Source organism: Mannheimia glucosida (assembly GCF_046267875.1).
In the GTDB taxonomy this organism is placed as follows: Bacteria; Pseudomonadota; Gammaproteobacteria; order Enterobacterales; family Pasteurellaceae; genus Mannheimia; species Mannheimia glucosida.
The window spans coordinates 322,072-340,921 of sequence record NZ_CP176502.1 but is presented as its reverse complement, the minus strand read 5'-3'; the positions used below and the strand labels follow the sequence as shown (position 1 = coordinate 340,921).

Below are 18,850 nucleotides of genomic sequence, written 5' to 3'. Positions count from 1 at the left end.
ACATTTCGTAGCTCTTTCTGCTTTTTTAACAACGTTTGATTAGCGATTCAACCACGCCATATATTCCGCTGTTCCTTCAGCAACGGTTTTAAATGTGCCTGTGTAGCCAGCGGCTCTTAGGTTGGTTAAGTCCGCTTGAGTGAACGTTTGGTAGCGGGATTTTAAATGATCCGGGAATGGGATGGTTTCAATTTCGCCTTTGCCGTGGTATTTGATAACCGCATTCGCAACTTCTTGGAAAGATTCCGCTTTTCCGGTGCCGAGGTTGAAAATGCCAGAAATGCTGTTTTGCCACGCCCAAAGATTCACTTTTGCCACATCTTCCACATAAACAAAATCACGCAAGAACTGCTCTGAACCGGCAAATAGTTTTGGATTTTCCCCTTTCAACATTTGGTTGTTTAAGTGGAATGCCACGCTTGCCATTGAACCTTTGTGTTGCTCACGAGGGCCATATACATTGAAATATTTAAAACCACAAACTGGCGATTCTGCCTCAGGCAAAATACGGCGGACATATTCATCAAATAGGAATTTAGAGTAGCCATAAGCATTTAATGGGCCTTCAAACTCCCGTTTCTCGATAAAATTATCCGAGCGTCCGCCATAGGTTGCCGCACTTGAGGCATAGAAGAAAGGAATTTGGCGATCTAAACAAAAATGCAATAACTCTTTTGAATATTCGTAGTTATTTTGCATTAAGTATTTGCCGTCCCATTCGGTGGTTGCCGAGCAAGCTCCTTGATGGAAAACCGCATCAATCTCACCAAAATCATCGCCAGCGATAATAGAGGCGATGAAATCCTCTTTATCGCAATAATCCGCAATATCTAAGTCCACTAAGTTGATAAATTTTTCCCCGTTTTTGAGGTTATCTACTACTAAAATATCTTTGCGACCGATTTCATTTAAGGCTTTAACAATGTTACTGCCAATCATACCTGCGCCGCCGGTGACGATAATCATATTTTTATCCTTTCTAAAGTTGAACTGTGGTTATTATCGTGTCATCACACTTAATTTGCAAATTTTTAAGCCATTTTAACCGCTTGTGCCTGGTTATTTCGCTCGTGCAATTTGCTTTTTCAATTTTTGCATTTTTTCTTTGATGCGTTGGCGTTTTAAATTGGAGATGTGGTCAACAAAAAGTACGCCGTTTAAATGGTCGATTTCGTGTTGAATACAAATCGCAAATAAATCATCAGCCTCAATGATAATTTCTTCGCCTTGTCGATTAAGCGCTTTGACTTTCACTTTCTCTTTGCGTGGTACTAACGCACGATGTCCGGGAATGGAGAGGCAGCCCTCTTCAATGCCGGTTTCACCGCTGCTTTCTAGAATTTCGGGGTTAATTAACACCACTTGATTGGTTTTATCGCCCTCAATATCAATAGTGATAACACGCTTCAGCACGCCCACTTGCGGTGCAGCTAAGCCAATGCCTTCGTGTTCGTACATTGTTTCAAACATATCATCGATAAAACGGTTTAGCTCATCATCCACCTGTTTCACCGGTTCACACACTGTTGCTAATCCTTCGTCCGGGTAAAGCACAACGTCTAATATTGCCATTTTTGTGATCTCTCTCGAAAAGTTTAAAAAATTCGTTTGGCTATTCTAAACGTTTTCTTATTATTAGGGAAATTTTGAGGGTGAAAAAATGGCATATCAGTATGATTTATTGCGTTTGTTGCAGGTTCCGCAAATTGGTCCGCAGCGAATCGGACGGTTATTGGCAGAGTTGGATTTTGCCGAATTTTGTTCCTATGATAAAGCACAGTTAAGGCAGATAGGGTGGAATGAAAAGCAGATTCAGCGTTGGTTTAATCCGGATAAAAATTGGATTGAGCAGGCACTAACTTGGGCGGAGCAGCCGAATCAGCAAATCCTGAGTTTATTTGATAAAGCTTATCCTTTCTTGTTACGGCAAATTTCCACCGCTCCGCCGATTTTATTTGTAAAGGGGAATGTCGAAAGCCTTGCTTTACCGCAAATTGCGATTGTCGGCAGTCGGGATTATTCGCCCTATGGTGAATATTGGGCGGGGCAATTTGCCGCTGACTTGGTGAAACATAATATGGCAGTGACCAGCGGTTTAGCGATTGGCATTGACGGTTTTGCACATAAAAAAGTAGTGGAGAATCAAGGTGTTACGATTGCCGTGTTAGGCAGCGGATTAAACCGGATTTATCCTGCCCGCCATCAAAAACTGGCAGAGCAAATTGTCGATTTAGGCGGTGCGTTGGTGTCTGAATTTTCGCCTAATCAGCCCCCGATTGCTGAAAATTTCCCACGTCGAAACCGCATAATCAGCGGTTTATCGCTCGGCACTTTGGTTATTGAAGCAACCATCAATAGTGGTTCTTTAATTACCGCTCGCTATGCCCTTGAACAAGGTCGGGAAGTATTTGCGTTACCGAATGCGGTGCAAAACCCTTACGCACAAGGTTGCCACAAGCTAATTAAAGAAGGGGCGTTGCTTGTGGAGGGGGTGGAAGATATTTTAGAGGCGGTCGCCTCTCAATATCAACCTCAACAAATCCCTTTGTTTGATGAGCCTAAGCCAATAGTAAGCACATCTTTACAAGCGGTCAAAAGTAGCGAAAAATTTGCAAAAAATCCGCCAAATCTGACCGCTTGCCAGCAGCAAATTTATCAGCATATCAGCTTAGAGCCGATGGCGATTGATGATTTAGCCAAAGCCACAAGCTTGACGATTGAAACATTACTGGTCGAATTGCTGGGGCTGGAATTAGCCGGTGTGATTAAACAAGTGAGTGGGGGGTATGTGATGGATAATGGGTATTGAACAAGAGCGTTGTCGTTTAACTAAACAAAATTCCCTACCATCAATAAATGGTAGGGAAGATTCCTCGCAGGTAGCAAATAACATCTGATTTTAATTAGGCTTTCAGCTCTGCCGGTTTTTTCGCCAAATAATTATAGGCTACCAACAGAGCGAATAAGCCGACAATAATGAGCGTAATGATATTCTTGTCGAAGTATTGAGCCATATAGCCTAACACAATCCCAATACCACCGAAGTCTGAGTCAGAGAAAGTAGTGTTAGCAAAGCCTAATGAACCTAGTACAGGTAATAAGAATACCGGTAAGAAAGTAATTAATATACCGTGAATAAAAGCCCCGATAATTGCACCACGACGCCCGCCGGTGGCGTTCCCAAATACGCCGGCAGTTGCCCCACAGAAGAAGTGCGGCACTACGCCCGGTAAAATTAACACCCAATTAAGTTGTCCTAAAATCGCTAAGCTTAAAATCCCACCTAAGAAACTGGCAAGAAACCCGACTAATACCGCATTGGGGGCGTAAGGGAACACAATCGGGCAGTCGAGAGCCGGTTTCGCATCAGGTACTAATTTTTCGGAGAAGCCGGTAAATGCCGGGACGATCTCGGCTAGAATTAAACGAACCCCTTGCAAAATGACATAAACGCCGGCAGCAAAAGTAATAGCTTGAATGGTGGCATACACTAAATAATGTTGTCCGCCGCTTAATGTAGAAACATATTCACTGCCCGAAGCAATGGCGAGAATATAGTAAATCGCCATCATCGTGAGTGAAATAGAAATGGAACTATCACGTAAGAAGCCTAGGTTTTTAGGTAAATCCATTTCTTCGGTAGATTTAGAGCCTTTTCCTACCAATTGTCCGATTGCGCCAGCGAGCACGTAGCCTAATGTGCCGAAATGACCTAAGGCAACATCATTGCTACCGGTTACTTTTTTCATATAGAAGTGAGCGATAGTCGGGAAAAATGCCATAATTAACCCTAGGGTTAATGCCCCGACAAAGACGAGTTGAATACCTTCAAAGCCGGCAACGGTTAGGATTACGCCTATCATACACGCCATATAGAAAGTATGGTGTCCGGTTAAGAAAATGAATTTTAGGCGGGTAAAACGTGCAATTAAAATATTGGCTACCATACCGAATGCCATAATTAGCGCAGTCGCCGTACCATATTTTTCGATTGCCATAGATACAATCGCTTCGTTATTAGGGATAATGCCTTGCACGTTGAAAGCGTGCTCAAACATACCGCCCAAAGGATTTAGGGAGCTTAAAAGTACTGTTGCACCACCGCTTAATACTAAGAAGCCTAAAATAGTTTTAATGGTTCCTTTAACAATATCGGATACCGATTTTTTCTGTGCAACTAAACCGACCAGGGCAATTAAACCCACTAGAACGGAAGGCACTTTGAGAATATCTAATATAAAAAAGAGTAGCGATTCCATATAACATCCCCGTTATTGGTTAAAGTAAGCGGTCAATTTTTCTTCAAATTCTGCTAATCCAACAATGTTTTTTACCTCGATGAGTTTTTCTTTCGGCACATTGCTGCTTGCGGCAATATCTTTTGCCATCACAAATAAATCAGCATCATCAGCAACAACAGAGGAAAGGTCGGTATGACTCACTTCCGCTTCGACACCGAGTTTTGCCAATACTTTTTTAATGTTCATTTCCATCATAAAGCTGCTACCTAAGCCGGAACCACATACTGCCATAATTTTCATAGTAAATCTCCATTAAAGGTGAATGAATGGTTGTCTGAATTTTGAACTGCAGAAATACTATAAAATAGAAATGTTAACGCTACCAAACAGAAAATATTAAAAATGTGATAGCGTTAACATTTTTAGTATTTAATTGGATAAAAAATAATTAGTTGGTATTTTGTTCTGATCTTTCTAAATAGGAAAATTAAGGATTTAGCCATATAATATGGCCCAATCAGGAAAATAGTATGGCAAATGGAACAAGTAGAAATCGAAAATCTTCGGGCAGAGTCACTTTAGCTGATGTAGCTAAAGTTGTTGGTGTTGGACAGATGACAGTATCTCGTGCTTTGCGTACACCAGAAATGGTGTCGGAGCCACTACGCAAACGGATTGAAGAGGCAATCATTGAACTAGGATATATTCCGCATTTCTCTGCTCGGCAATTAGCTTCTGCAGAATCACATAATTTGGTCATTGTGACGACGTCGATTAGCTCAACGGAAAATACCTTAATTTTATCGGCATTACGCAAAAGCTTGGCGGATTCCGCATTGCAAATGGTGATTTTGATCGCTGATCAAGAATCTTGGTTTCAAGAACTGATTAATCATGCTCCTCAAGCGATAGTGTTTTTGAATTTAGATTGCCCTCCTAATGCCCGTGAGTGGATTAAAAACAGCAATATCCCTACCGTAGAAATAGGTGCGATAAAAAAAGAACCGATTCATCTCAGTGTTGGAATTGATAGCCACGAAGCAATGGAGAAAATGATCCATTTTTTGGTGAAAAAGGGCTATCGAGAGATTGGATTGTTATCGGCGAAGCAAGATTTATCCATCTTCAAACAATATTTAGAAAGTTGGCATACGACTTTATTTGCACATCATATTGCTCCTTTAAAAATCCACCACGTAGTAGAGGATATTTCGTTTTCGGCAGGAGCAACTTTGTTGACTGAAGCCCTTCTAAATTGGGAAGCAATAGATGCATTGGTTTTTTTATCCGATGAATTAGCTTGCGGAGCATTATATGAAGCATTACGCCGACATATGAGCATTCCAAAAGATCTTGCGATTGCCGGTTTAGGTGGTTTAGAAGTGGGGAGTATTTCCTACCCTAAATTGACAACCATTGCGATCCCTTACGAGCAAATGGGAAAAATGGCAGGTAAACAACTACTTACTCTTTTGAGTGGTAAAACCTTATCAGCAGAAGAGATGATTGTTAAATTACCGACTAAGCTAGTGATTCGTGATAGCACCGCATAATATTGATTTTGCATAAAAATCTATAAAAGATCGTGGCAAGTCTTGTAGAAAATGATAGAATTTAACGCTTTAAAATAATTTCTGATTTTTTTATTCATTTTTTTAGGTTATATATGGCTACTGAGATTAAAACAAAAACCCCCGAGCAAGTCGAACAAAAAGGGGGGAAAAGCAAAGGTGCAAATACAGCATTATGGCTGGTTGCGATTGTATTTTTAGCAGTTGCTGCGGTAGGTAATGCCTATTTTTCATCTCATTTTTCATTAATTGTTCGAGTGCTTTTATTGGTGGTGTTGCTAGTTGGTGCTGTTGCACTAGCGGCAATTACAAATCAGGGGCAAAAGGCAATTCATTTTATTAAAGAGTCTCGAACCGAACTACGCAAAATTATTTGGCCGACACGCCCTGAAGCAACACAAACCACCTTGATTGTATTGGCAATGTGCGTAGTAGTTTCCTTGGTTTTATGGGGTATTGACTCAATCATCGTCGCATTAATTACATTTGTAACAAGTTTAAGGTTCTAAAATGAGTGAAGTAGAAGTGAAAGAAAATGGCTCAAAACGCTGGTATGTATTACAGGCGTTTTCAGGCTTTGAAAACCGTGTGGCAGTAACATTGCGTGAATACATTAAGCTTCACAAAATGGAAGAGCAGTTTGGTGAAGTATTAGTGCCAACCGAAGAAGTCGTTGAAAATGTGGGCGGTAAACGCCGTAAAACCGAGCGTAAATTCTTCCCAGGTTATGTATTGGTTGAAATGGAAATGAATGACGATACTTGGCATTTAGTGAAAAGTGTGCCTCGTGTAATGGGCTTTATTGGTGGTACGGCAGATCGCCCCGCACCAATTACCAAACGTGAAGCAGACCGCATTTTAAACCGTGTACAAGAAACGGCGGAAAAACCACGCCACAGAAAAGAATTCCAACCGGGCGAAAGCATTTTGGTTACAGAAGGTCCGTTTGCAGATTTCTCCGGTACGGTCGAAGAAGTGGATTACGAAAAAGGTCGCTTAAAAGTATCGGTGTCGATTTTTGGTCGTGCAACACCGGTAGAATTAGAATTCAGTCAAGTGGAAAAACAGAGCTAATTTCAATTAATTTCACATACAAGCGGTTATTTTTTTCTCAATTTTTTGCAAAATTCAGCGGAAAAAAGACCGCTTGTAACAAGATTTATTCAACAAAGCGAAAGTTTTGCTTGAAAAATAGTCGCAAATTCTTTAAAATTTGCGACCTATTACGAGCCAGCCTGCTGACTCGTATTTTTTATGTAACAGGGGAGCTGATTTTCAGCGTTATCACCCATTTAGAGGAAAATTAAAATGGCAAAAAAAGTCCAAGCCTACGTTAAACTGCAAGTTGCAGCAGGTATGGCTAACCCATCACCACCAGTTGGTCCTGCATTAGGTCAACAAGGTGTTAACATTATGGAATTCTGTAAAGCATTCAACGCTCGTACTGAGAGCTTAGAGAAAGGTTTACCGATTCCGGTTGTTATCACAGTTTACGCTGATAAATCTTTCACATTCGTTACCAAAACTCCACCGGCAGCAGTATTACTGAAAAAAGCGGTAGGTATCAAATCTGGTTCTGGTAAACCGAATAAAGATAAAGTGGGTACAGTAACTCAAGAGCAAATCCGTCAAATCGCTGAAACTAAAGCAGCAGATATGACAGGTGCGACTATCGAAACCAAAATGAAATCAATCGCTGGTACAGCTCGCTCAATGGGCTTAATCGTAGAGGAATAATACAATGGCTAAATTGACTAAAAAAATGAAAGCAATTAAAGCTGGCGTAGATTCTACTAAAGCTTATGACATCAACGAAGCAGTTGAAGTGTTAAAAAAATTCGCAACCGCTAAATTCGTTGAAAGCGTTGATGTTGCAGTAAACTTAGGGATTGACCCTCGTAAATCAGACCAAAACGTGCGTGGTGCAACTGTACTTCCACACGGTACAGGCCGTACAGCTCGTGTTGCTGTGTTTACACAAGGTGCAAACGCAGAAGCAGCAAAAGCAGCGGGTGCTGACTTAGTGGGTATGGAAGATCTTGCAGAGCAAATCAAGAAAGGCGAAATGAACTTTGATGTTGTTATCGCTTCTCCAGATGCAATGCGTGTAGTTGGTCAATTAGGTCAAGTATTAGGCCCACGTGGCTTAATGCCAAACCCGAAAGTAGGTACAGTAACACCAAACGTTGCAGAAGCGGTTAAAAATGCTAAATCTGGCCAGATCCGCTACCGTAACGACAAAAACGGTATTATCCACACTACTATCGGTAAAGCAGACTTCTCAGCTGAACAATTAAAAGATAACTTAAACGCATTGTTAGCTGCTTTAACAAAAGCAAAACCAACAACAGCAAAAGGTATCTTCATCAAGAAAGTAAGCATCTCTACTACAATGGGTGCTGGTGTTGCAGTTGATCAAGCATCACTTTAATTTCTAACAGAAGTTAAACTTTACAGGGTCGCAGATTATCTGTATAATTTGCGACCTTAACTTGCGAGAGCAAGCTGATGGTGCTTAGCCTATCTAAGCCCCGTCTAAGACTGTAGGGGTGAAAACTTAATAATCCTACATAGATGGTGAACAGACAGAATTCTCTGCTTCTGGACACCTTAGGCTCAAAGAAGATTGCAGTTTGCAACAATGCAAGCGGTAATATTTTTGGGATTTTTTGTAAATTCTGCTTGAAAAAGCAGAGTGTATCAGGAGCTAAAACCAATGGCATTAAATCTTCAAGACAAACAAGCGATTGTTGCTGAAGTAAACGAAGCTGCCAAAGGTGCACTTTCAGCTGTTGTTGCGGATTCTCGCGGTGTAACAGTTGAAAAAATGACTGAGTTACGTAAAGCAGCTCGTGAAGCTGGTGTGACAATGCAAGTTGTACGTAATACTTTATTACGTCGTGCAGTGGAAGGCACCGAGTTCGAGTGCTTAACAGATACGTTTACCGGTCCGACTCTTATCGCATTCTCAAATGAACACCCAGGTGCAGCAGCACGTTTATTCACTGAATTTGCGAAAACAAACAAAGAGTTTGAACTTAAAGGTGCAGCCTTTGAAGGTAAAAGACAAGATGTTGCATTCTTAGCAACCTTACCAACTTACGAAGAAGCAATTGCACGTTTAATGGGCACAATGAAAGAAGCTGCGGCAGGCAAACTTGTTCGCACTCTTGCAGCATTACGCGATCAAATGGAAGCAGCAGCTTAATTTTAAGCACTCTTCTTTATTCGTTTAACAACTTATTTTACTTTAGGAATCGATTGTTATGTCATTAACTAACGAACAAATCATTGAAGCGATTGCTTCTAAATCAGTATCAGAAATCGTTGAATTAATCACTGCGATGGAAGAAAAATTCGGTGTTTCAGCAGCGGCAGCAGTAGCAGCAGCTCCAGCAGCAGGCGCAGCGGCAGCAGAAGAGAAAACTGAGTTTGATGTAGTATTAGCAGAAGCTGGTGCAAATAAAGTTGCTGTAATCAAAGCAGTACGTGGTGCAACAGGTTTAGGTTTAAAAGAAGCTAAAGACTTAGTAGAATCAGCTCCAGCTGCATTAAAAGAAGGCATCTCTAAAGCAGAAGCTGAAGCACTTAAGAAAGAATTAGAAGAAGCTGGTGCAAAAGTAGAAATCAAATAATTTTTGATTTAACTTTTCCGGACTTCAAGTTCAATCAACCCCGATGGAAACATCGGGGTTTTGTTTTTTCAGAATTGTGTAATGTAGATATGATTACCTTTATCCATTACTTGCGCAGCAGTGCAAAATGTAAAAATTCCACAAAGTGATCTGCCCAGTGCATTTCGTGGTGGATTTCATTCGCCATAATCCGCAGGCGGATATTATCTAACGGTACACCAATCCGAATCAGTGCTTGGTAGTAATTGAGCGAACAATCAATATAGGTTTGGTTCATATTGGAGATAAAGTGTGAATCGATTTCATCGCCTTCATTCGTGCCAACCTGAATAAATACCTTGGTATTTGGCTGCAACGGATATTGGTGTGTAAAACGCAGAAAATCCGGCTCACTAAACCAAGAGGCAAGCGAAAACACCCCTAAATGCCCAAAAATATGTGGGTAGCGGCTGCCCATATAAGCGGTGATAATGCCCCCCATTGAACTGCCTGCCAATAAGGTATGTTCTCGCTGAGGCTTGGTGCGATAGTGAATATCAATAAAGGGTTTAACCGTTTCCACCACCCATTTGGCATATTCCTCCCCTAAGCCTCCGGCATTTCGGGTTTCAGGGGTTGAGCCGGTGGTTGTTTTCCACGGACCGTATTCATTTAAGCGATTAACTCCTGCGTTATCAATGCCGACAATAATCATCTTCGGTAATTCTTGGTGTGATTTAATGGTTGGAATAATTTTCCAAGAATGCCCCGAATAAGACTCTTTGCTGTAAAACACATTTTGCCCATCGTGCATATATAACACCGGATAACGTTCCCAGCCTTCATTATGATAATCCTTTGGCAGCAGCACCCGAATGCGGCGGTGATGGTGTAAATAAGGCACATATAAAAAATGTTCCTGCATTTCTAAATAGTGATTAAGTGGTTTTTGTACCATCAGTCTGTCCTTTTGCTTAAATTGTGGCGTATTTTACACCTTAATCAGTCTGAGTTAAAACAAGCGGTCAGAAAAAGCCAAAAATTTGCAAATCGTGTTTATCTAAAGCAATCGGTTGCCTTATGCTTTTGGGGAATGTAAAAGAGAAACTGTGATCTAGGTCACAGTAATTTTAATTTGGCTTGGCTAAAATCCGAACTATCACTTAATAGAGAGGAAAATGTTATGCAGGCTTCATTACAAGATATTCTTGAGGTAGTAAAAGCAAAAAATCTCACTTATCAGCAAAAACTGATGAGTTTGGGCAATATTGCCGAGCGGTTATTTAACCCGATTGAACTACTTAGTTATACCGAAGAAGAGTGGGAACACATTGAAAATCAGATGATTTGCGATTTAAATGAAGGCTATGCGATTTATCGCCCACGTTATATTTTGCCTGATTATAATGTGTATATGCAAAAGGGCTGCCAATTTTTAGATTTACCTCCGCCAACCAATTTAGATGAAGCCTTAGACGGCTTGTTAATTCTGTATTCACACATTCCGTCCATTACTACTTTTCCGGTGTATATCGGGCGTTTAGATGAGCTGTTAGAGCCGTTTATAACCGATGAAGAGCAAGATTATATTAAAATCAAGCGTTTCTTAAATCATATCGATAAAACCATTTCCGATTCTTTCTGCCACGCTAACATCGGGCCGTATGACACCAAAGCCGGTCGTTTAATCTTAAAAGCGGTGATTGAGCTTGAAAATACCACGCCGAATATGACGATTCGTTATGACAAAACCAAAACCTCGCGTGAATTTGCCGAACTGGCGGCGAAAGCGTGCTTGTTGGTGTCCAAACCGTCTTTTGCTAATGATGCCTACTACATTCAAGATTTAGGCGAAGAATACGGAATTGCAAGCTGTTATAACGCCTTACCGGAATGTGGCGGTGCTTACACTCTGACCCGCTTGCGTTTAGGCACTATCGGGCGAGCTTGTGCGAGTGTTGATCAAATGGTCAATGAGATGTTGCCAAAAGTGGCAAAACTCGCCCTTTCCACGATGGATAAACGGCATAAATTCTTGGTGGAAGAAAGCAATTTCTTTGAAAGTAGCTTCTTGGTTCAGGAGGGCTTTATCAAACGTATTAACTTCACAAGTATGATTGCGATTGTAGGTCTTGCCGATGCGGTGAATCATTTACTCAAGCAAGAAGGTTTAAATGAAACCTTTGGGCAAAGCAAACGTGGCGATGAAATTGCGATGCTGATTATGGATAAGCTTCAAGCAGTAAATGACGCTCATAAAGGGCTGTATGTTGAACGAACCAATAACCAATATCTGTTACACGCTCAAGTAGGGGCAAATAACCACGCTGAAGACAAAATGAACACGCCGGCACATCGCATTCGTGTGGGCGAAGAGCCAACCTTATTGGCACACTTAAAACAGTCTGCCCCTTTCCATAAATATTTCCCGTCCGGCACCGGTGACTTATTTGCGTTTGATCAAACCTACACCGACCATTTAGATGCGGTGGTGGATATTATTGATGGTTCGTTCGCCCAAGGTTATCGCTACATTACCACTTACCTGAAAAATACCGATTTGATTCGAGTGACCGGCTATTTAGTGAAAAAAAGCGAGGTTGAACGTTATCGCAAAGGCGAAGCGGTATTGCGTGATACCACTTGGTATGGTTCAGGCACCGATGATTGTGCGAAAGTGTTCGACCGCCAGCTGCGTGATGAAGAAAATGTGAATGCAGGGTAAAAATGGCTGCACTTTCTGAGATTTTTGTGCCGTTACACCGCATTATCCCCTTCTCGAATGTAGAAGGGCAGGGCAATCGTACCAGCATTTTTCTACAAGGTTGCAAGCTGAATTGCCTGTATTGCCATAACCCGGAAACCATTCCACGTTATAGCAAGGAGGCAAAACAGGTTAGCTTGCAATACTTGTACGATCAAGTGATGGAGGCAGTTCCCTTTATTCGAGGCGTCACTATTTCCGGTGGAGAGCCAACCATTCATCATAAAAAATTAGTGCCACTGTTCGAGGCGTTGCGTGAGCAAGGGCTAACCTGTTATTTAGACAGCAGCGGCTTTTTTGATTTTGAGGCAACAGAGCCGTTAATTAATGTTACCGATAAATTTCTGTTCGATCTCAAAGGAGATGGGGCGGGCTTACAAACGCTATGCTTTGATCGGAAAAACCAAGCCGGCAAAGTGCCTGAACAGGCTCTTCCAAACGTGAATCATATTAAACCTGAAAACTTGGCTCGCAATTTGCAAAATTTAGCCAAATTATTACCGCTTAATAAGGTGGAAGAAGTACGTTTGGTTTACCTCAATGAGTTTTATAACGCCCACCATTTGCTCGAAAAAGTGGCTGACCTACTTAAACCTTACCCAGATGTACTACTTAAAATTATTCGGGCACACACCAAAGGAGCGAGAGATGAAACAGGCTTGGCTCGTTTTGTACCCACTATCGAGCAAACCGATGAACTGGCAGCATTTGCAAAACGGCACGGTATTCAAAAAGTTATTACTATTTACTAATGGAGACTTACGATGGATATACTAATTAGCATAATTGGTGTTTTTGTGTTATTAGGCTTAGGTGTTTTATTATCAAATAATCGCAAAGCCATTAAATTTCGCACAATTTTGGGCGCTTTGGCGATTCAAATTGGTTTTGCCGCTCTTATTCTTTACTTTCCAGCGGGAAGAAATGCATTGCTAGCTACTGCAAATTGTGTGAGCAATATTATTAATTATGGTAACGAAGGTATTAGCTTTGTGTTTGGCAATTTAGCGGATCCGAGTAATAGCAGCATTGGTTTTGTGTTTGCTGTTAAAGTATTGCCTATTATTATCTTCTTCTCTGCGTTAATTTCAATGCTTTACTACCTTGGTGTGATGCAATGGGTGATTAAAATTATTGGTGGAGCATTACAAAAAACGCTAGGCACTTCCAAAGCAGAATCAATGTCAGCGGCAGCTAATATTTTTGTTGGTCAGACAGAAGCTCCTCTAGTTGTAAAACCATACATTAGCCGTATGACAGAGTCAGAATTATTTGCCATTATGGTTGGTGGAACTGCTTCAATTGCTGGTTCCGTTATGGCTGGTTATGCCGGAATGGGGGTTCCTTTAACTTATCTTATTGCGGCCTCCTTTATGGCTGCACCGGCTGGGTTACTATTTGCTAAATTAATGTATCCTCAAACGGAAACCTTGGAAAGTAAAGCAGATGACAATATTGAAGTTGAAAAGCCAAATAACGTGGTTGAGGCCCTAGCTAATGGTGCTAGTGCAGGTGTTACTTTGGCTATTAATGTCGGTGCTATGTTAATAGCATTTATTGCAGTGATCGCTTTATTAAATGGCTTTATTGGTGGCATTGGTAATTGGTTTGGTTATGAGGGGCTAACCTTGCAAATTTTATTAGGTTATTTATTCCAACCACTTGCTTTCTTAATCGGTGTGCCGTGGCAAGATGCCGATATTGCAGGTCAAATGATAGGTATGAAACTTGCTGTTAATGAATTTGTCGGATATCTTGAGTTTGCTAAATATTTACAGCCTGATGCTGTGGTGCAATTAAGCGATAAAACTAAGGCAATCATTACTTTTGCTTTATGTGGTTTTGCAAACTTTAGTGCAATTGCGGTATTGATTGGAGGTATCGGAAGTATGGCACCAAGTCGGCGTTCAGATATTGCTCGTTTAGGTTTAAAAGCAGTGATTGGCGGAACTTTGGCTAATTTAATGAGTGCAACTATTGCTGGTTTCTTTATTGGTTTAAGTGGTGCCGCATTAGGCTGATACAAGCGGTTAAATTGACTCACTTTTTTGCAAAAAGCCCAAGTAAGTCAAATGACTACTTGGGCTTTGTTTAATGAACTAGCTCTTAGTTTCGGTTTTTGCTGTCCTTTTTCTAGTCGTTTTTTTTGCTGTGTTATCCTTTTCTGCTTTGGCTGTCTGTGTTTTCGAAGTTGTCTGTTTTTTTGCGGATTGGCTAGCAGTAGCTGCTTTTCTTACTCTCTTTGTTTTAACTTCTACTTCCGCATTTTTAGGGTTTTTATCCGCTAACCATGCCTGCACTTTAGCTAAGAATATTTGTCCCATCGGGCGAGGATCGCCAGAAAATAATGTTTGTAATTTATTATTTTCAATAATGTCGCGTCTAATTGCTAAGCGTTCTTCGTGGTTTTCCGCTAAACGAATAGCTTGAGTAACGTATTCCTCTGCTGTTTGGGTAATTAACCAATTAGGTAGCCCGAGGCGCTTAAATAAACCTTCATCAATATGTTCATGAACTTCAGGGCCTGTTTTACAGACACCAACTAAACCAAGCGTAACCATATCGATAATGCCGTTTGTATTTCCAAATGGGAATGGATTTAGCATCATATCGCAATTATGTAGAATATTTAGATATTCATCATATGGCGAATGTGGGTGTGCGGTTGCATCATTTCCTAAATAGCTTTTGATAAAACGTTCCACATAAGGATGCGTAATTCCACTAGATTGCCCTAATGCAAAATGGAAATGAGTTTTTACCTTCGCCCTATCACGAATGGCTTTCAATGCCTCTAAGAAATATGGGTTTAATTTCATAGTGGTTGATGCAATTCCGATATGGATAACCTCTGGATTTTCACGTAGGTTATAGACCACATTTTTAGGCGCTAATGCGGAAGGCACATAGGGTAGCGCATCTTTTGGAAGACGTAATAATTGCTCACTAAAGCAGCTTTCGGAACCAACATAGTCATCTTCTACGATGACATATTCAATAAAATCAGAGTGTGTAGTTGCCGGATGACCTAGCGCAACAGCTTGAATTGGTGCTAGGCGAGTGTTACTAGCGAAAATAGTGGTTAAATCCATTCCAATGCTCGGCATATAGAATACGGCTGGATTATTTTTATCACAGATATCTTTTAAAAAGCTTAAGCGATCAAATAGTGAACCATCTTGTGGTAATAAATGAAATTCGTCGAATACTTGTCGCCCCATTTCATCTACAGCATCACTGCCTAGCCCAATAAGATGGAAATGTTCGCGTGCAGCAACCATTGAGGTTGAATGAGTACGATAAATAGAATGTGATGAATGGAAATGCTCCAATAATACTACCATGACAGGTTTATTATTTCTGGTGCCAAGCTGTTCAATTTTTCTATCTTCCCAACCGACAGAAAGTAAATGACGACGAATTACAGCATTTAACGACCGTTTTACATTATGTTTATTTGCTTCAATATCATAACTGCAATGCATATAAACATCGTGTGAAATGGCGCTCGGTAGCTTGTTTAAGTTTTCAATTTGCGCTAATTTTTCTGGGAACCACTGCAAAATAGCCGAACGTTTTGCAAAAGCAGAGGATGTACCAATAAATCTAGGTGATTGGAGTGCAAAACAAAGTGATGCGGTGAGATCTGATGAAGCATTCCATGCAGCATCTAGATTCAATAAAATATTAGATTCTGGTAAGTATAAAATACAGAACTTAATTAGTGCTTGTAATGTGGCATCTAAATCAACCGTATTTGGATTAGCAGGTTCTTTATTTCTATTGTAAGTACGCAAGATATGGTCTGCGTTTACGTATGGAGAACTAGCAAAAATTAATGCTATCCAGCGTTGTAATGTCAGAAAACGCATAGCGCCGTGTTCGGAGATCTCTAATGCAGGATCTTCAAACAAGCGAGTAATCGCTACCGCCATTCGAGTACAGAAATAGATAGCTTTATCATTTTCTAAATTTTCAATCTGCTCTGGCATATTCAATTCAATATTGGAAATGCCACCAAAATTACTATCTAATTTTGAAAGGATAGACAGTAGCTCGGTACAAGCCGATTCATAATCTTTTTTCGCGACCGCCTGCTCAAAACGGATGACGCTAGGCATATTTTCTGCTGACATAATGTATCCTTAGTTGTTTAAAATTCCCCACAGATCATACTCATCTGCATGTGTAATGGTTACTGAAATAATTTGCCCTACTGTCACTAATTGGTTTGCAGGATTATCTATATAGACTACACCGTCAATTTCCGGTGCATCTGCCATTGAGCGACCGATAATGCCTTCTTCGTCAATGTCATCAATAATTACTTGTACGGTTTTGCCGATTTTTGCTTGTAAGCGAGCAGCGGAAATTTCTTGTTGTAGTTGCATAAAACGGTGGAAACGTTCCTCTTTTACTTCTTCCGGCACTTGATCCGGCATATCGGTAGCAACAGCACCTTCCACTGGGCTGAATTTAAAGCAACCAACACGATCTAATTGTGCTTCTTTTAAGAAATCGAGTAATAGTTGGAAATCTTCTTCTGTTTCCCCCGGGAAGCCGACAATAAAGGTAGAACGCAGAGTTAATTCAGGGCAAATTTCACGCCATTTTTTAATGCGTTCTAAGGTTCTTTCGATTGAACCCGGGCGTTTCATCGCTTTTAAGATTTTCGGGCTGGCGTGTTGGAGTGGAATATCCAAATACGGCAAGATTTTGCCGGCAGCCATTAATGGAATTAAATCGTCCACGTGTGGGTATGGGTAAACATAGTGCAAACGTACCCAAACGCCCATTGAGCCTAATTGCTCACATAGCGTAATTAAGTTACTTTTAATCGGCATACCGTTCCAGAAAACGGTTTTGGTTGCTTCTTCTTTTTTGCGATCTAACGAATAGGCAGAGGTGTCTTGTGAGACGATTAACAGCTCTTTTACCCCGGCATCAACTAGGCGTTTTGCTTCATCTAATACTTGCACGATAGAACGGCTTGCTAAATCGCCACGCATTGAAGGAATAATGCAGAAAGTACAGCGATGATCGCAGCCTTCGGAAATTTTCAAATAAGCGTAATGCTTCGGTGTTAATTTAATCCCTTGTTTTGGCACTAAGCTGGTGTAAGGGTTAAATTCCGGTTTTGGCACATATTTATGGACGTGGTTCATTACCGCCTCATAGCTATGTGGCCCTGTAATTTCCAATACTTTAGGGTGTACCTCACGAATTTGGTTTTCTTTTGCCCCTAAACAGCCGGTGACAATCACTTTTCCGTTAGCTTCTAACGCTTCACCAATGCTTTCAAGAGATTCTTGTACTGCGGAATCAATAAAACCGCAGGTGTTTACAATCACAAGATCCGCATTTTCATAACTAGGGATGATGTTATAACCATCCGCACGCAGTTCGGTCAAAATACGTTCGGAATCAACTAAATTTTTAGGGCAGCCTAAGCTGATAAAACCAATATTTGGTGAAGCACTCATATAACTCTCAATAACTAAAAAGAAAAATGCCTACAATTTTTGTCTGTAGGCAAAAAACTAACAAGATTCTACAAAATCTTGCCCAAAATAGCGATAACAAGCGGTCAATTTTTAATAAACATTTACAAACTTGAAATTTCGCTAACAATTAAAATTAATCGATATTATTTAGCATTGCTAATACAATCGTGGAAGATTTTTCTGCGGCCAATGGCAGAAATTCTTCAAAAGAAAGGTGGGATTCTTTGTCCGCTACATCCGATACTGCTCTTACGATTACAAATGGAAGGTTAAAACCGTGACAAACCTGCGCAATGGCTGCAGCTTCCATTTCGACCGCAACGACATTCGGGAAATTCTGACGAATTTGATTAATCTTATCATTACCGTTAATAAAGGCATCGCCGCTACAGATTAAGCCTGAAACCACATTGTAACCGGCTTTTTTCGCTTCCTTTTGAGCTAATTCGACTAATTGCTCGTTTGGCGAAAATGCTGGCGGGTTTGCCGGTAGTTGCCCGATTTCATAACCAAAGGCGGTCACATCAACATCGTGATGACGAACTTCGGTTGAAATCAAAATATCACCTACGTTTAAATCTGGATCTAATCCACCGGCAGAGCCTGTATTAATAATCATATCCGGCTGGGTGAGCTGTATCAGTAAGGTAGTGCCGATGGCGGCAGCAACTTTGCCGATACCCGATTGTAATAATGCCACACGGGTATTGTTAATTTTGCCTTCAAAAATTTTACAACCTGCTAATTCAGTGACTTTAGGTTCAACCATTACTTGGCGTAAAATCTCAATTTCTTGTGCCATCGCACCAATAATACCAATTTTCATTACTTTCCTTCTCTAATGTATTGTTTATTTTTTGAAAAAAACGCTATTTTAACAGCATTAATAGTGAGGAGGGGGTGTTTCTTCTGCTTGTGAAGCAACTTGGCTTAGTTGAGCCCCTTTCAATTTCTCAGCAATATGGCGAATCTGAGTTTGTAACTTATCAATTGCAAATTGTTGCTCAATAAGTGCTTGATTTAACTCTTCAATAATCAGCTCTTGGAAAGCAACTTTAGTCTCCAATTCGGTAATTTTTGCCGATAATGTATAATTATTATCCATTTTTTACTAAAAAAAGGTTGTGTGAAAAGGAATTACACTTTACCCTATCTT

The 18,850-nt window shown here is 40.6% G+C and carries 20 protein-coding genes; 11 read left to right on the top strand and 9 right to left on the bottom strand.

The features are described 5' to 3' along the window. Positions 1 to 39 precede the first annotated feature (39 nt). Together rfaD and def are read right to left on the bottom strand one after the other, a co-directional pair. On the bottom strand, positions 40 to 966 hold the full coding sequence (gene rfaD / locus ACJ7Z2_RS01740) for an ADP-glyceromanno-heptose 6-epimerase (protein ID WP_006248766.1): 927 nt from the start codon (positions 964 to 966) through the stop codon (positions 40 to 42). A gap of 93 nt (positions 967 to 1,059) precedes the next feature. After that, positions 1,060 to 1,572 carry a peptide deformylase gene (gene def / locus ACJ7Z2_RS01735; protein WP_409500598.1) on the bottom strand — a complete coding sequence of 171 codons (513 nt, stop codon included), beginning with the start codon at positions 1,570 to 1,572 and terminating at the stop codon, positions 1,060 to 1,062. Between the two features lie 88 nt (positions 1,573 to 1,660). On the opposite strand from def, the gene dprA reads away from it, so the two are divergent. Further along, positions 1,661 to 2,809 (top strand): DNA-processing protein DprA, encoded by a 1,149-nt coding sequence (gene dprA, locus ACJ7Z2_RS01730; RefSeq protein WP_409500597.1) that lies wholly within the window; start codon positions 1,661 to 1,663, stop codon positions 2,807 to 2,809. A 94-nt stretch (positions 2,810 to 2,903) separates the two neighbouring features. Here dprA and ACJ7Z2_RS01725 read toward each other — a convergent pair whose 3' ends face one another. Then, positions 2,904 to 4,259 carry a PTS ascorbate transporter subunit IIC gene (locus tag ACJ7Z2_RS01725; RefSeq protein ID WP_409500596.1) on the bottom strand — a complete coding sequence of 452 codons (1,356 nt, stop codon included), beginning with the start codon at positions 4,257 to 4,259 and terminating at the stop codon, positions 2,904 to 2,906. Between the two features lie 12 nt (positions 4,260 to 4,271). Beyond that, the gene (locus tag ACJ7Z2_RS01720; RefSeq protein WP_409500595.1) at positions 4,272 to 4,541 is read right to left on the bottom strand and encodes a PTS sugar transporter subunit IIB; all 270 of its coding nucleotides are present in this window, start codon (positions 4,539 to 4,541) and stop codon (positions 4,272 to 4,274) included. A gap of 230 nt (positions 4,542 to 4,771) precedes the next feature. On the opposite strand from ACJ7Z2_RS01720, the gene ACJ7Z2_RS01715 reads away from it, so the two are divergent. The 7 genes from ACJ7Z2_RS01715 to rplL all read left to right on the top strand — a co-directional run bounded on the left by ACJ7Z2_RS01715 (position 4,772) and on the right by rplL (position 9,447). Further along, on the top strand, positions 4,772 to 5,794 hold the full coding sequence (locus ACJ7Z2_RS01715; RefSeq protein ID WP_409500594.1) for a LacI family DNA-binding transcriptional regulator: 1,023 nt from the start codon (positions 4,772 to 4,774) through the stop codon (positions 5,792 to 5,794). 113 nt (positions 5,795 to 5,907) lie between these two features. Next, entirely contained in the window at positions 5,908 to 6,321 is a 414-nt protein-coding gene (gene secE / locus ACJ7Z2_RS01710) for a preprotein translocase subunit SecE (protein ID WP_006248761.1), read from the top strand. 1 nt (position 6,322) lies between these two features. Then, entirely contained in the window at positions 6,323 to 6,886 is a 564-nt protein-coding gene (gene nusG, locus ACJ7Z2_RS01705) for a transcription termination/antitermination protein NusG (RefSeq protein WP_006248760.1), read from the top strand. Between the two features lie 234 nt (positions 6,887 to 7,120). After that, positions 7,121 to 7,549 carry a 50S ribosomal protein L11 gene (gene rplK, locus ACJ7Z2_RS01700; RefSeq protein WP_006248758.1) on the top strand — a complete coding sequence of 143 codons (429 nt, stop codon included), beginning with the start codon at positions 7,121 to 7,123 and terminating at the stop codon, positions 7,547 to 7,549. A gap of 4 nt (positions 7,550 to 7,553) precedes the next feature. Beyond that, positions 7,554 to 8,243: a 50S ribosomal protein L1 gene (gene rplA, locus ACJ7Z2_RS01695; protein ID WP_025218160.1), complete on the top strand. Its 690-nt coding sequence runs from the start codon at positions 7,554 to 7,556 to the stop codon at positions 8,241 to 8,243. Positions 8,244 to 8,528: 285 nt separating this feature from the next. After that, on the top strand, positions 8,529 to 9,020 hold the full coding sequence (rplJ, locus tag ACJ7Z2_RS01690) for a 50S ribosomal protein L10 (RefSeq protein ID WP_025235143.1): 492 nt from the start codon (positions 8,529 to 8,531) through the stop codon (positions 9,018 to 9,020). A 58-nt stretch (positions 9,021 to 9,078) separates the two neighbouring features. Beyond that, a complete protein-coding gene (rplL, locus tag ACJ7Z2_RS01685; protein ID WP_006248748.1) occupies positions 9,079 to 9,447 on the top strand; it encodes a 50S ribosomal protein L7/L12 in 369 nt (122 codons plus the stop codon). Positions 9,448 to 9,553: 106 nt separating this feature from the next. Here rplL and ACJ7Z2_RS01680 read toward each other — a convergent pair whose 3' ends face one another. Further along, positions 9,554 to 10,384, bottom strand: a complete 831-nt coding sequence (locus ACJ7Z2_RS01680; protein WP_409500593.1) for an alpha/beta hydrolase — start codon at positions 10,382 to 10,384, stop codon at positions 9,554 to 9,556. 225 nt (positions 10,385 to 10,609) lie between these two features. On the opposite strand from ACJ7Z2_RS01680, the gene ACJ7Z2_RS01675 reads away from it, so the two are divergent. From ACJ7Z2_RS01675 to ACJ7Z2_RS01665, 3 genes are read left to right on the top strand one after another with little or no spacing between them, the layout of a single operon-like run. After that, entirely contained in the window at positions 10,610 to 12,151 is a 1,542-nt protein-coding gene (locus ACJ7Z2_RS01675; RefSeq protein ID WP_409500592.1) for a YjjI family glycine radical enzyme, read from the top strand. Positions 12,152 to 12,153: 2 nt separating this feature from the next. Then, positions 12,154 to 12,942 (top strand): 4Fe-4S cluster-binding domain-containing protein, encoded by a 789-nt coding sequence (locus ACJ7Z2_RS01670; protein ID WP_409500591.1) that lies wholly within the window; start codon positions 12,154 to 12,156, stop codon positions 12,940 to 12,942. 12 nt (positions 12,943 to 12,954) lie between these two features. Further along, complete coding sequence (locus tag ACJ7Z2_RS01665) at positions 12,955 to 14,211, top strand: NupC/NupG family nucleoside CNT transporter (RefSeq protein WP_409500590.1); 1,257 nt, start codon at positions 12,955 to 12,957, stop codon at positions 14,209 to 14,211. Positions 14,212 to 14,289: 78 nt separating this feature from the next. Here the strand turns inward: ACJ7Z2_RS01665 and ACJ7Z2_RS01660 are convergent, their stop codons facing one another. From ACJ7Z2_RS01660 to ACJ7Z2_RS01645, 4 genes are all read right to left on the bottom strand, one after another. Further along, positions 14,290 to 16,326: an adhesin gene (locus ACJ7Z2_RS01660; protein ID WP_409500589.1), complete on the bottom strand. Its 2,037-nt coding sequence runs from the start codon at positions 16,324 to 16,326 to the stop codon at positions 14,290 to 14,292. A gap of 9 nt (positions 16,327 to 16,335) precedes the next feature. Further along, complete coding sequence (rimO, locus tag ACJ7Z2_RS01655; RefSeq protein WP_409500588.1) at positions 16,336 to 17,673, bottom strand: 30S ribosomal protein S12 methylthiotransferase RimO; 1,338 nt, start codon at positions 17,671 to 17,673, stop codon at positions 16,336 to 16,338. Positions 17,674 to 17,827: 154 nt separating this feature from the next. After that, entirely contained in the window at positions 17,828 to 18,520 is a 693-nt protein-coding gene (gene mtnN / locus ACJ7Z2_RS01650) for a 5'-methylthioadenosine/S-adenosylhomocysteine nucleosidase (RefSeq protein ID WP_126301292.1), read from the bottom strand. Positions 18,521 to 18,577: 57 nt separating this feature from the next. Continuing rightward, entirely contained in the window at positions 18,578 to 18,799 is a 222-nt protein-coding gene (locus ACJ7Z2_RS01645; protein WP_006248450.1) for a SlyX family protein, read from the bottom strand. Positions 18,800 to 18,850: the final 51 nt, after the last annotated feature.

Bases quoted from the DNA above. Each gene is read 5' to 3' on its own strand.
- ACJ7Z2_RS01725 (WP_409500596.1), bottom strand. From the start codon at position 4,259: ATGGAATCGCTACTCTTTTTTATATTAGATATTCTCAAAGTGCCTTCC.
- secE (WP_006248761.1), top strand. From the start codon at position 5,908: ATGGCTACTGAGATTAAAACAAAAACCCCCGAGCAAGTCGAACAAAAA.
- def (WP_409500598.1), bottom strand. From the start codon at position 1,572: ATGGCAATATTAGACGTTGTGCTTTACCCGGACGAAGGATTAGCAACA.
- ACJ7Z2_RS01680 (WP_409500593.1), bottom strand. From the start codon at position 10,384: ATGGTACAAAAACCACTTAATCACTATTTAGAAATGCAGGAACATTTT.
- rplJ (WP_025235143.1), top strand. From the start codon at position 8,529: ATGGCATTAAATCTTCAAGACAAACAAGCGATTGTTGCTGAAGTAAAC.
- ACJ7Z2_RS01675 (WP_409500592.1), top strand. From the start codon at position 10,610: ATGCAGGCTTCATTACAAGATATTCTTGAGGTAGTAAAAGCAAAAAAT.
- rplA (WP_025218160.1), top strand. From the start codon at position 7,554: ATGGCTAAATTGACTAAAAAAATGAAAGCAATTAAAGCTGGCGTAGAT.
- ACJ7Z2_RS01665 (WP_409500590.1), top strand. From the start codon at position 12,955: ATGGATATACTAATTAGCATAATTGGTGTTTTTGTGTTATTAGGCTTA.
- rplK (WP_006248758.1), top strand. From the start codon at position 7,121: ATGGCAAAAAAAGTCCAAGCCTACGTTAAACTGCAAGTTGCAGCAGGT.
- dprA (WP_409500597.1), top strand. From the start codon at position 1,661: ATGGCATATCAGTATGATTTATTGCGTTTGTTGCAGGTTCCGCAAATT.
- nusG (WP_006248760.1), top strand. From the start codon at position 6,323: ATGAGTGAAGTAGAAGTGAAAGAAAATGGCTCAAAACGCTGGTATGTA.
- ACJ7Z2_RS01645 (WP_006248450.1), bottom strand. From the start codon at position 18,799: ATGGATAATAATTATACATTATCGGCAAAAATTACCGAATTGGAGACT.
- ACJ7Z2_RS01670 (WP_409500591.1), top strand. From the start codon at position 12,154: ATGGCTGCACTTTCTGAGATTTTTGTGCCGTTACACCGCATTATCCCC.
- mtnN (WP_126301292.1), bottom strand. From the start codon at position 18,520: ATGAAAATTGGTATTATTGGTGCGATGGCACAAGAAATTGAGATTTTA.
- rfaD (WP_006248766.1), bottom strand. From the start codon at position 966: ATGATTATCGTCACCGGCGGCGCAGGTATGATTGGCAGTAACATTGTT.
- ACJ7Z2_RS01715 (WP_409500594.1), top strand. From the start codon at position 4,772: ATGGCAAATGGAACAAGTAGAAATCGAAAATCTTCGGGCAGAGTCACT.
- ACJ7Z2_RS01720 (WP_409500595.1), bottom strand. From the start codon at position 4,541: ATGAAAATTATGGCAGTATGTGGTTCCGGCTTAGGTAGCAGCTTTATG.
- ACJ7Z2_RS01660 (WP_409500589.1), bottom strand. From the start codon at position 16,326: ATGTCAGCAGAAAATATGCCTAGCGTCATCCGTTTTGAGCAGGCGGTC.
- rplL (WP_006248748.1), top strand. From the start codon at position 9,079: ATGTCATTAACTAACGAACAAATCATTGAAGCGATTGCTTCTAAATCA.
- rimO (WP_409500588.1), bottom strand. From the start codon at position 17,673: ATGAGTGCTTCACCAAATATTGGTTTTATCAGCTTAGGCTGCCCTAAA.